At 73.3% G+C, this 10,502-nt stretch carries 12 protein-coding genes; 6 read left to right on the top strand and 6 right to left on the bottom strand.

All coding sequences use genetic code 11. From position 1 onward, the window contains the following. Nucleotides 1–10: 10 nt before the first annotated feature. Nucleotides 11–448 carry a ferritin-like domain-containing protein gene (locus IBX62_06740; GenBank protein MBE0476771.1) on the bottom strand — a complete coding sequence of 146 codons (438 nt, stop codon included), beginning with the start codon at nucleotides 446–448 and terminating at the stop codon, nucleotides 11–13. 144 nt (nucleotides 449–592) lie between these two features. Between IBX62_06740 and IBX62_06745 the strand changes: the two genes are divergently transcribed. Next, nucleotides 593–1,318, top strand: coding sequence for a hypothetical protein (locus IBX62_06745; GenBank protein MBE0476772.1), 726 nt, complete (start codon nucleotides 593–595; stop codon nucleotides 1,316–1,318). A gap of 72 nt (nucleotides 1,319–1,390) precedes the next feature. Beyond that, on the top strand, nucleotides 1,391–2,116 hold the full coding sequence (locus IBX62_06750) for a VOC family protein (protein MBE0476773.1): 726 nt from the start codon (nucleotides 1,391–1,393) through the stop codon (nucleotides 2,114–2,116). Here the strand turns inward: IBX62_06750 and IBX62_06755 are convergent. After that, the gene (locus IBX62_06755) at nucleotides 2,076–2,552 is read right to left on the bottom strand and encodes a hypothetical protein (GenBank protein MBE0476774.1); all 477 of its coding nucleotides are present in this window, start codon (nucleotides 2,550–2,552) and stop codon (nucleotides 2,076–2,078) included. The genes IBX62_06750 and IBX62_06755 overlap by 41 nt on opposite strands. A gap of 109 nt (nucleotides 2,553–2,661) precedes the next feature. Here IBX62_06755 and IBX62_06760 point away from each other — a divergent pair, with 109 nt between their 5' ends. Beyond that, entirely contained in the window at nucleotides 2,662–4,920 is a 2,259-nt protein-coding gene (locus IBX62_06760) for a cell wall-binding repeat-containing protein (GenBank protein MBE0476775.1), read from the top strand. Between the two features lie 17 nt (nucleotides 4,921–4,937). On the opposite strand, the gene IBX62_06765 is transcribed toward IBX62_06760, so the two are convergent. Beyond that, the gene (locus IBX62_06765; protein ID MBE0476776.1) at nucleotides 4,938–5,579 is read right to left on the bottom strand and encodes a class I SAM-dependent methyltransferase; all 642 of its coding nucleotides are present in this window, start codon (nucleotides 5,577–5,579) and stop codon (nucleotides 4,938–4,940) included. Nucleotides 5,580–5,681: 102 nt separating this feature from the next. Between IBX62_06765 and IBX62_06770 the strand changes: the two genes are divergently transcribed. Then, nucleotides 5,682–6,455, top strand: coding sequence for a TVP38/TMEM64 family protein (locus IBX62_06770; protein ID MBE0476777.1), 774 nt, complete (start codon nucleotides 5,682–5,684; stop codon nucleotides 6,453–6,455). On the opposite strand, the gene IBX62_06775 is transcribed toward IBX62_06770, so the two are convergent. Beyond that, nucleotides 6,419–6,901, bottom strand: a complete 483-nt coding sequence (locus IBX62_06775) for a two pore domain potassium channel family protein (GenBank protein MBE0476778.1) — start codon at nucleotides 6,899–6,901, stop codon at nucleotides 6,419–6,421. The two genes, IBX62_06770 and IBX62_06775, sit on opposite strands and share 37 nt — an antisense overlap. Before the next feature lie 290 nt (nucleotides 6,902–7,191). Between IBX62_06775 and IBX62_06780 the strand changes: the two genes are divergently transcribed. Both IBX62_06780 and IBX62_06785 read left to right on the top strand, forming a co-directional pair. After that, complete coding sequence (locus IBX62_06780; GenBank protein MBE0476779.1) at nucleotides 7,192–8,724, top strand: B12-binding domain-containing radical SAM protein; 1,533 nt, start codon at nucleotides 7,192–7,194, stop codon at nucleotides 8,722–8,724. 35 nt (nucleotides 8,725–8,759) lie between these two features. Next, nucleotides 8,760–9,020: a hypothetical protein gene (locus IBX62_06785; GenBank protein MBE0476780.1), complete on the top strand. Its 261-nt coding sequence runs from the start codon at nucleotides 8,760–8,762 to the stop codon at nucleotides 9,018–9,020. A 72-nt stretch (nucleotides 9,021–9,092) separates the two neighbouring features. Here the strand turns inward: IBX62_06785 and arsM are convergent, their stop codons facing one another. Further along, on the bottom strand, nucleotides 9,093–9,917 hold the full coding sequence (gene arsM / locus IBX62_06790) for an arsenite methyltransferase (GenBank protein MBE0476781.1): 825 nt from the start codon (nucleotides 9,915–9,917) through the stop codon (nucleotides 9,093–9,095). Between the two features lie 6 nt (nucleotides 9,918–9,923). Next, entirely contained in the window at nucleotides 9,924–10,184 is a 261-nt protein-coding gene (locus IBX62_06795; protein MBE0476782.1) for an AbrB/MazE/SpoVT family DNA-binding domain-containing protein, read from the bottom strand. Nucleotides 10,185–10,502 lie beyond the last annotated feature (318 nt).

Genomic DNA, 10,502 nt, shown 5'->3' on the forward strand with positions numbered 1-10,502 from the left:
CCGCCCGCCCTCAGCGTCCGCCGAAGACGTGCTCGAGCGCGTACGCGTGCGACCGCTCGTCCGCGAGGTGCCGCGCGAGCAGGCCGTCGAGGTCGCCCACTTCGCCGCTCGCCAGCGCGTCCTCGTACTGGCCGGCGGCGAACCGCTCGGTCACCAGCACCTCGCGCAGCGTCTCCGAGCGTCCCTCCGCCGCGTCCAGGGCTGCCGTCCTGGCGCCGACGCTCTCCCGGAAGTCCTCGGGCAGGCCCGATCCCGGCCGGCGGTGGAGCAGCTCCAGCGCGTCGTCGAGCTCGCGCACGTGCCGCTCGTGGTCGTCGGCGATCCGCCGTACCCGCGCCTCGAGCGCCTCGTCGTCGGCCCGGCCGGCGACGCCCTCCACCGACCGGGTCGCGCTGTCCTCCAGGTGCCGCAGCATCGCCAGACGACGGCCCCTCGCGGCTCTGGTCATCGGCACCACCTCCTCGTCGGTCCTCGCCTCGCAGGGCGGGTACCCGCGCGCGGGGCGGCGGTAACCGGCGCGACGTGCCCTCCCCGGACATCCGCGTCCGGCGGGTCGGGTATCAAACCGGTGATGATCCTGGAAGGAGAGGCCATGACCCCCCTCGCCCGCACCGCCGCCCCGGCAGCCGCCCTTGCGGCCGTCGCGCTCGCGTGCGCCCTCGCGGCGCCCGCTCCGGCGTACGCCCACGTTCCGGTGCTGGAGCCCTCCCGCTCCTCCGACGAGGTCGGCCGCCCGAGCGAGCCGTATCCCGGCGCCGTGGGGGTCCGCGCGCCGGAGGTCTCCCTGGCCGTCTACGGCTACCTCGCCGAGGACGAGCTGTTCGACGTCTACGACTTCACGCCCTCGGAGCCCGTCTCGACACACGTGTCGATCCTCGTCCCCGCCGAGGAGGACCTCGGCCGTTTCCGCCCGGTGGTGACGGTCGAGCGCGCGACGGGCACGGGGGCGCGCCTCGTGGCGGAGGCGGCCAGCCCGCCGAGGCGCGAGACGTTCTTCGAGCCGTTCACGCTGCAGACGCTGTACCGCGGCGAGGAGGCGACGGTCACGCTCGAGGCCGGACAGCGCTACTACCTGCGCGTCTCGCCCGGATCCGGGGGCAGGCGCACCGGCCCCTATGTCGTGGCGTTCAGCGGGCCGGAGCGTTTCGGCGCAGGGGACGCCGTCCGCACGCTCGTCCGCGTGCCGAGGATCGTGCTGGGCCTCTACGGCCAGGCGGCCTTCGACCCCGTGCCGCTGTTGGTCCTCGGCGCCGTGCTCGCGATCGGCGCGGGCATCCTCATCGCGATCCGCAGACGGGCGGGTTCGCGAAGCCGCTAGGGGAATATCCACCGTGTGGCCCTCGCGCCCGTCCCCCGACGCGCGCGGGCAGCCCCGAGCCGAGGAGGAGCCATGGGGAGAGTGGTGCATTTCGAGATCTACACCGACGAGACCGCCAAGGTGACCGAGTTCTACCGGTCGGTCTTCGGCTGGCACATCGAGTCCTGGTCGGGGCCCTTCGAGTACCACCTGGTCGGCACCGGCCCCCGCGAGCAGATCGGCATCGACGGCGCCATCGCGCCGTTCGGCGTGGCCGGCGATCAGCGCGTCGCGCTGACCGTCGACGTGCCGGACCTGGACGACGCGATCATGCGGGCGGTGGACTCCGGGGCGGAGGTCGTCGCAGGGAAGAGCGAGGTCCCGCGGATCGGGTGGGTCGCGTACATGCGCGACCCGGGCGGGACGGTCTTCTCGATGATGCAGCCCATGCCCGAGGCGGCCGAGGCCGCCGGCGCGGGGCGAGACGTGTGGACGGAGTTCGGAGACAGCCTTCGGGAGCTCGGCGACACGGTCTCCAAGGCGTTCTCCGGCGCCGCGGGTTCCCCGCAGGCGCAGCGCGCGCGGGTGGAGGCGGAACGTGCCGCACGCGGCATCCGTGACGCGTCGGTCGACGCGGCCGACAAGGCACGCCCGCACGTGATCTCCGCGCTGGACCGCGTGAGCGTGGAGCTCGGCAACCTGGCCGCCCGCCTGCGCCGCGAGGAGGCGGGCGAGGCGACGCAGGCCCCGCCGTCATCGGAAGGCGAGGGGCGCGGCGCTACCGGCGAGGGACCCGCTCCTCCACCCGACGAGTACTAGCGCCGGCGGCTGCGGCGCCCCGCGCGGCGGACAGCGGGCAGGGCAACTCGCAGGTGGGGCAGACCTTGGTGCCGTAGGACCACAGCGCGAACGCAGCATAACCCAGCGCCACGAACCCGAAGACGCGGTCGTAGATGAAGACCGCGATCAGCAGCGCGCCCACCATCAGCGGGAACGACGTGTAGAACGCCGGCCTCTCCCAGCCGCGGAAGCCCGGCTCGGCGCCCGCGGGCGGCCGCCCGATGGGGTGCCCCGGGCAATCCCTCTGCCGGCAGAATGCGCACATGCGCAGCCGGTGGAGGACCATCCAGACGACCACGAGGTACACGGGTGCGACGACGGCCAGCGGCCAGAACACGTGCGCGGCGGCGAACGTCCCGAGCCCGAACAGCGCGGTCACCGTCCCGTACGACAGCATGAATCGCGTCCGCCCCATGGTTGCCTCCCTTCGTCGCTCGCGTGTTCATACCCGCGCCGCCCGAGGGGGCTTGACCCCGGCTCGCGCCCCCCGCCACACTCTGTGTCGCCCCCTGCGGAAGGAACGCGTGCACCTCCGTCGTGCCAACCGGAACCGCCGGCTACGCAGCGGCGCTCTCGTCTTCGCGCTCGCCTCGGCTCTCGCGCTGCCGGCTCCCGCGGCCGCGGGCGCTCCTCGGCCGTTCTTCGTCCGCGACGGGGCCAAGGAGGCCTTCTACCTCGATTTCGCGATCCGGCCCCAGGCGCTCACCGTCGGCGAGCGCACGTTCGTGGCGTACCAGGGTCCGGGGCTGCACCCCTACGTGGCGGAGTACCGGCACGACACGCGCGCGTGGCGCGGGCCGGTGCGCGTGGGACAGAGCTCTCTCGCCGGCGACACGCACGGCGCTCCCGCGTTGGCGGTGGATTCCGGCGGGTACGTCCACGTGTTCTACGGCCCGCACCACGACCCGATGCGTCACGCTCGCTCAGAGCGCCCGCTCGACATCGGCGCCTGGCTCGCGATGCCCGAGATCGGCTCGAGCACGACCTACCCCCAGCCGGTCGTGAGAGCCGACGGCACGCTGGAGCTGTTCATGCGCGAGCAGCTCCCCGGGCAGGGGCAGTGCTGGACGTCACGGACCTCGCCCGACGGGGGACGCACATGGTCCGCGCCCTTGCGGGTGCTGGCCTCCTCGGGCGAGAACCTCTGGTACGCCGGCTTCGCCGCAGGGCAGGACGGTACGGTGGCGTGCGCGTTCGTCCGCGTGGACTTCGCCGCCTACCGCGATCGGGCCAAGTGGGCCCGGTACGACCTGCACTTCCTCCGCCGAGGGACGGACGGGGTCTGGCGCGACGCCGGCGGCGCCGCTCCCGCCCTGCCGGTCAAGCCGGGCTCCGGCGCGGCGCTGGCCTGCCGGGTCGTCTCCTCGGGCAGCCGCTACGTCAACCAGCCCACGCCGCGGATCGCCGCGGACGGCACCCCCGGCGTGCTCTACCTCACGGGCTCGGGTTCCGGTCCGGCGTCGTACGCGTGGCGGTTCTCGCGCTACGACGGCGCCGGGTGGGTCGACGGGCCCATCGCTGAGACCGACCACTTCTTCGACTCCGGCACGCTGCGCGCTCCTTCGACCGGAGGCTTCGAGGCGGTCGTCGTGACGGGGGGCAGCGCGGGAGACGGGGGCGGCGACCGCACGTACCAGGACCGCGGGGGCGGGATCCGCCGGTGGTCGTCGGTCGACGGGGAGGCCTGGCAGGGCGGCGAGCTTCTCTCGCCCGCCGAGCCCGGCACGCTGTACAACCAGCCGCAAGCCGCCGAGGGGGACGATTCCTCGGTGGTGTTCATGGAGTGGCGCAACGGAGCCTCCATCGAGGCGAACCGGCTGTTCCTCATCACCCCGGAGGGCTTCGCCTCCCGCGAGCAGAAGCCCGTCGCTTCCCGGCTCGCGGGCGCCGACCGCACGAAGACGTCCGTGCGCGTCTCGCGCAAGTCGTTCCCCAACGGCGCGCAGACCGTGGTCGTGGCTTCGGGCGAGACGTTCCCCGACGCGCTCGTCGCCGGCCCGCTGGCGGTCGCGCTCGACGCGCCGATCCTGCTGACGCCGCGCACGCGCCTCCCCTCCGCGCTCGCCGACGAGATCGCCAGACTCGGCGCGAGGAAGGCGGTCGTCGTCGGCGGCGGCCCGGCGGTGGACAGCTCCGTGGCGAGGCGGCTCGACTCGCTCAGGGGCGTCAGCGTGGAGCGGATCGCCGGGAGGGACCGGTACGAGACCGCGGCGAAGGTGGCTGTGCGTCTGAGGGCGTTGTCGGGCCGCCCCGATCGCGTGTTCGTCGCGAGCGGCGAGGGCTTCGCCGACGCGCTGTCGGCCGGCCCTCTCGCCGCCGCTGAAGGCGCGCCGATCCTGCTCACGCGGCCAAGCTCGCTGCCGGGCGTCACGCGCGAGGCGGTGGCGGCGAGCCGCGCGGGAAGCACGCTCGTGGTGGGAGGCTCCGCCGCCGTGAGCGAGAGCGTGCTGCGGCGGCTGCCATCCCCGCGGCGGGTGGGCGGGCGCGATCGTTACGAGACCTCGCGTCTGCTCGCCGAGCTCGCGCTCGCCGAGGGGTTCCTGCCGCTTCGCGCGCTCGCGGCCTCGGGGGCCTCGTACCCCGACGGCCTCGCGGCGTCCACCCTGGGCGCGCGTCTCCGCGCCCCGCTCGTCCTGACGCCGCCGGCCGGCCGTGACCGGCAGGCGACCGCGCTGCTGCGCTCGCTTCGCGGCGAGTTGCTCGACCTCTACGTGATCGGCGGCGAGGCGGCGGTGGGCGACCCGCGCTGGCGCGAGCTGCGCGCCGCGGCTTTCGGCGGGTGACGAGCGGGCGCCCGGCGTCACCGCCTCAGCAGCTTCGCCTCGAGCACCATGCCCTCCATGCGCCGCCGCGACTCGGCGAAGCGCAGGCCGTGCGGCTCGAACAGCTCGACGACGCGCTCCTCGGTGAGCGGCGAGTGCGACACCGCCGCCCGTGCCCATCCCGACGGCCCCGAGACGTCCTCTCCGGCGGCCCGCCTCTCCTCCAGGTGGCGGTCCATGCGCGCCGGCGTCATCAGGGGCGTCGGCTCGTGCAGGGCGACGAGCCCGCCCGAGCGCGTGACGCGCGCCATCTCCTCGGCCGCCCGCGGCTGATCGGAGACGAGGTAGAGCACCGAGGACGTGGTCGCGAGGTCGAAGGTGACCTCCGCGTAGGGCAGCTCCTCGGCCCGGGCGACCCGGAAGGCGCAGTTCGCCGGCGTCGAGGCGGCGCACTTCTCCCTCGCGCGCTCCACCATCCTCGGGGAGACGTCGATGCCTTCCACACGCGCCACCCGGCTCGCCAGCGTCAACGAGAGGTTGCCCGCGCCGCAGCCGATGTCCAGAGCGGTCCAGGACGGCCGGGGGCCGATGAAGGCGATGAACTCCTCCATGACCCGCCTGCCCCACTCGGACTGCCGCATCCGGTCGAAGAAGTCGACCGATTCGTCGAAGCTCGTCATCTCCGCTCCGATCCCCTCTCGCCTGTCAGGTGGCTGGAAGGTAGATGCCCCTTGCGCGGCCGCGGCAGCGCCGCCGGGTACAGACCTGGAAGGAGGTGGGTCGTGGAGCCGGACAGGATGCTGGAATGCATGGAGGCCGACGACGGCCTCGATAGGCGGACGCAGCGGCTTCCCTGGCGGTTCGTCGTCCTCGCCACCGCCGTCGCGATGCTGGCGGTGTCGTGGCCGGTCCTCGGCGTCGGCGAGTCCTTCGAGCGGCTCCAGGGGTGGGTGGCCTCCCTCGGGCTGCTCGGCCCGGTCGCGTACGCAGCGCTCGGCGCCCTCGCCGTCACCGTCCTCGTGCCGGCCGGGGTCGTGGCCGTCACGGGCGGCGCTCTGTTCGGTCCGGTCGTGGGAACCGTCTCGGTGGCCGTCGCCGTGAACGGCGCCTCGGCGGCCACCTTCTTGATCGCGCGCTACGTCGCGCGCGACGAGGTGCACGAGAGGCTGTGCCGCCGCCGCGGGTTCCGGCGGCTGGACGGCGCGGTGGCGGCCAGCGGCCCCCTGGCCGTGGGGTTCGTGCGGTTCGTCCCGGTCTTCCACTTCGGCGTGATGGGCTACGCGCTCGGGTTGACGGCCGTTCCCTTCGGCACGTACGCGCTCATGACCGGGCTGGCGAGCTTTCCGGGTGTGCTGCTCTACACCGTCGGGTCGGCGGCGATCATAGACCTGCTCACCGGGGAGGGTGTGTCCGCGCCGCTGGTCGCCGTCGTGGTGGCCGCTCTGGTCGCCGTCGTGGTGGTCTACGTATGGGCACGACGCCGGATGCGGAGACCGGGTGGCGGTAGGCCGGATGAGGTCTACCGCACGCCGCCGCGAGAGCGCTCCGACCCGTAGAGGCTGACCAGCCTGGCGACGAAGGTGACCAGGAACACCTGCCCGATCAGCGCTTCGAGCACCGCGAGGGCCTGCCCCGACTTCGTGAGCGGGGCCAGGTCGCCGTAGCCTGTCGTGGTGAGCGTGACGAAGCTGAAGTACAGGTGATCGGAGTACTCGTCGGCACGGCCCGCGAAGAGCGGCGCGCCTGCTCGGCCAATGGTCGTGAAGACGAAGGCGAAGACGAGGCCGATGAGCATGTAGACGCACACCGCGCCGAGGACGGTGCCCGCCTCCACCCGCGAGTGGTGCGCGATCCTTCGGAGCACCGCGACGGGAGCGGCGAGCAGCAGCGCGCCGGCAAGCGCCTCCGCGAGCCCCGGAAGAGCCAGGGCGTCGAGTCCCAGCAGGGTGCCGGCCCCGAGTGCGACGAGGGCCGCGGCCAGCGCCGCCGCCGCCGCGCGCACGACTCGGGGGCGAACGCCGGAAGCGCGCAGCGCGAACAGGGTGGTCGCGCCCTGAAGGCCGATGCGGGGGATGATTCCGAACCGGGCCGCGGCGCAATCCTCGGCGGCCGGTCAGGGATCCGGAGCCCGACGGCCGCCGGCGTTCGCGGCGCTCGGGCTCATGGCGAGAACGAGGGCGGGGGCGTAGAGTGGGTCGCGGACTGCGATGAGCATCGCCCGCGCGGCGACCCTCCTCTCTTCCAGGGTCAGCCGCGCCGTCAGCGGGGTACGAAACTCTCGAGGGGGATCACATGGCGGTACCGGCCGAGCCCCTGCGGGTCGCGCTCGTCGAAGCCGGCTCGCCCGGGCTGAACATATACTCCCACGTCTCCATGGGGCGCGGGACGGCGATCCTCGCGACGGTGGTGCGCGACGCGGGGTTCGAGGTACGCGGCTTCATCGAGGACGTGAGCGGCAAGGACTCGATCGACTGGGACTTCGTCGGCGGCGCCCGCGTGGTCGGGTTCTCCGCGATCACCTGCACGCTCACCCGCACTCGCGACCTCGTGAGCGAGACGCGGAGGCGGAACCCGGCTGCCGCGATCGTCCTCGGCGGACCGGAGCCGACCTGCGCGCCGCAACGAGCGTTCGAAGCGGGTGCCGACTACGTCATCAGGGGCGAGGGGGAGTTCACCCTGCCGGAGTTCCTCCGGAAGCTGGCCGAGGGTGCGGACGTGCGCGACGTGCCCGGGGTGTGCTGGATGGAGGACGGCGCCCTGCGCAGCGGACCGCCCCCGCGTCAGCTCACGCGCGAGGAGGTCTCCGCGCTGCCGCTGGTGGACGAGTCGCTGGTGGCGGGTGCGGAGCAGCGGACGACCGGTCTCGTGTGGCGCTCGCGCGGGTGTCCCGAGCGCTGCGGGTTCTGTGAGGTGCACGAGATCTGGCCCCGGTACGTGCTGCGCGAGGAGGAGACGAGCGTCGAGGAGCTCGTTCGCTGCCAGGAAGCCGGCCGGGGAGGGGCGTTCCTCATCGACGACAACGCCGCGGCCAACAAGCCCTCGTTCAAGCGCTTCCTCCGAGGAGCGATCGAGCGCGGCTTCTCGCGGCCCATCGCGGTGCAGCTCAGGGCCGACGCGGTGTTCGACTCGGACGGGCGGCTCGACCACGAGCTCCTGCGTCTGCTGCGCGACCTCGCCCCGACCACGATGGTGTGCGTGGGGGTGGAGTCGGCCGACGACGCCGGCCTCCTGGAGATCGGCAAGCGCGACGACAGCACGCGCATGGCCGCCGCCTTGAAGGCGATGCGCGGGTACGGACTGCTGGTGCACGGCATGTTCATCGCCCTGGCGGGGGACACGGTCGAGACGCTGAGGCGCAACGGCCGCTACGCCCGCCGGTACGTGACCAGCCTCCAGTACCTGTTCGAGACGCCGCTCCCGGGCACGAAGCGGACCGCCGAGCACGAGCGTGCGGGCCGCGTGATCTTCCGCGACCTCGCGGAGCTGCGGTTCCTCGACGGCATGCACGTGTCCATCCGCCCGGAGAACATGTCCCCACGCGAGATGCAGGACCGAGTCCTCGCGGAGTACCGCCGCTTCTACTCGCGGGTCCGGCTCACCTGCGCGTTCCTCGGCGGGCTGCTGCTGCGGTACCGGCGCCTGGGACCGGGGCACCGAGCGTATCTCAGGACCCTGGGGGGGTTCGACAGGCTCCGCGAGTGGGCGTGGCTGCACCTGCAGTTCAAGTTCGCTCCGTGGGTACTGCTGCGCATCGGCCGCAGGCGCGTGCTCGACTTCCTGCACGACACGGACTACGCGGCCTACCGCGAGCGGCTGGAGGGGTAGGGATCGGCCCTGAGGCCAGGGAGGACGTCATGGACATGGCGCAGATAGACCGCATGCAGGGCTGGATCGCCGAGAACACCGGCGAGCGCGTCTCTCGCGACGAGCTGCTCGGGAAGGCACGCGGTTCCGACCTCCCGCAGGAGGTCAAGCGGCTCATGGAGGAGATGCCCGAGGGCGAGTGGGCCCGGGACGACCTCGTCGGCGAGCTCCGGCGCGTGGCGCAGGAGCGCTTCGGCGCCGGGGTCGGGGCGGACATGGGCGGCGAGCTGGGCGGGGGCGGCGTTTTCGGGGAGTAGCGCGGCCGCCGCCGGCAGCGAGGCCGGCCGGCCGATCCGCTTGGTCGCTCCGCGGTTCCCGCCGGCCCGTGGCTATCCGACGGGCTTGCGCGCGCTGACGTGCACGCTCGCGAACAGGCCCGCGGCGTTTCGCGCCTGCTCCGGCGACAGCCGCCCGGCCAGTCCCAGGTCGTCCACGAGCATCGCCAACGTCGAGTCGTCCTCGTCCGCGAACGGGCGCTCCTCGGTGACCCGCACGTCCTCGAACCCCGCGGCCGCGATGTCGGCCAGGTAGCCTTCCTTGGGCGAGGCGCCCGCGAGGCACCCCGCATAGGCATCGACCGAGTCCCTGAGCGCCTGGGGCGGCTCTCCGAGGGTCACGATGTCGCTCACCTCCAGTCGCCCCCCCGGCTTGAGCGCGCGGAACGCCTCGCGGAACGCCTGCGGCTTGTCCGGGACGAGGTTGACCACGCAGTTCGAGATCACGACGTCCGCCACGGAGTCCGCGACCGGCAGAGCCTCGAGCTCGCCGAGGCGGAACTCGACGTTGCCGTAGCCGCCTTCGCGCGCGTTGCGCCGGGCGAGGTCGATCATCTCGGCGGTCATGTCCACGCCGATCACGCTGCCGGCAGGGCCGACTCGCCGAGCCGCGATGAAGCAGTCGATGCCGCCGCCCGAGCCCAGGTCGACCACCGTCTCGCCTTCCCGCAGGGCCGCGACCGCCGTCGGGTCGCCGCAGCCAAGACCCAGGCCGGCGCCTATCGGGACCTCCGCGAGCTCGGCGGGGGAGTAGCCCGCCTGGCAGCCGGCGCCCCCTGAATCGCAGCAGGCCGGCGACGCGCACTCCTGACGCTCGGGGGCGTTCGCCCGAGCCCGCGCGGCGTAGCGCTCACGCACCGCCCTCTTGACGTCGTCCATCCCCGGTCACCTTCCCTCCAGCAACGGGCCGAGCATGTCCCTGACGGCCTCGGCCAACCTGTCGGCGCGCACCAGAGCGATACAGCAGGTGCCGGCGCCCTCGCCGTACGTCACCACCGCGAGCTTGTCGCCCGCCTCGAGCCCGAGCCTGGTCCGGACGTGCTTCGGCAGCACGAGCTGCCCGCGCTCGTCCACGCTCACCACCGCCTCCATCCGGCAGCAGGCGGGCTCCGGCCCACAGCCCCCGCCCGCGCTCTCCTTCGCCATGCCGGCCTCCGCTCGTTCGACGCGCCCGGATCATCATCAGAATAGTCAGAGAAATCAGAAGCGTCAACAACAACGACCTCGAGTGGGGCGTCGCCGCGCAGCGCACCTTCGGGGAGCGTGCCGTCCGCGACGCTCACCGAGGAGGTGGCAGGCGATCGGCGGTTGGGAACAAGACGGATGGCGGACCGAGCCCGTCGGCGGACGGGGCGGGAGGACGCGAGTCGGGAGGCTGCGGAATGGCGATCAGACGGCAGATCCTGCGGTTCGAGTACACCGAGACGCTGGACGAGAAGACGCGCGAGCTCGTGGGCCTCGCGG

This window comes from Coriobacteriia bacterium (assembly GCA_014859305.1).
GTDB lineage: Bacteria > Actinomycetota > Coriobacteriia > Anaerosomatales > Kmv31 > Kmv31.

Coding starts and splice junctions, on each gene's coding strand:
- IBX62_06740 (MBE0476771.1), bottom strand. CDS start 448: ATGACCAGAGCCGCGAGGGGCCGTCGTCTGGCGATGCTGCGGCACCTG.
- IBX62_06745 (MBE0476772.1), top strand. CDS start 593: ATGACCCCCCTCGCCCGCACCGCCGCCCCGGCAGCCGCCCTTGCGGCC.
- IBX62_06750 (MBE0476773.1), top strand. CDS start 1,391: ATGGGGAGAGTGGTGCATTTCGAGATCTACACCGACGAGACCGCCAAG.
- IBX62_06755 (MBE0476774.1), bottom strand. CDS start 2,552: ATGGGGCGGACGCGATTCATGCTGTCGTACGGGACGGTGACCGCGCTG.
- IBX62_06765 (MBE0476776.1), bottom strand. CDS start 5,579: ATGACGAGCTTCGACGAATCGGTCGACTTCTTCGACCGGATGCGGCAG.
- IBX62_06780 (MBE0476779.1), top strand. CDS start 7,192: ATGGCGGTACCGGCCGAGCCCCTGCGGGTCGCGCTCGTCGAAGCCGGC.
- IBX62_06785 (MBE0476780.1), top strand. CDS start 8,760: ATGGCGCAGATAGACCGCATGCAGGGCTGGATCGCCGAGAACACCGGC.
- arsM (MBE0476781.1), bottom strand. CDS start 9,917: ATGGACGACGTCAAGAGGGCGGTGCGTGAGCGCTACGCCGCGCGGGCT.
- IBX62_06795 (MBE0476782.1), bottom strand. CDS start 10,184: ATGGCGAAGGAGAGCGCGGGCGGGGGCTGTGGGCCGGAGCCCGCCTGC.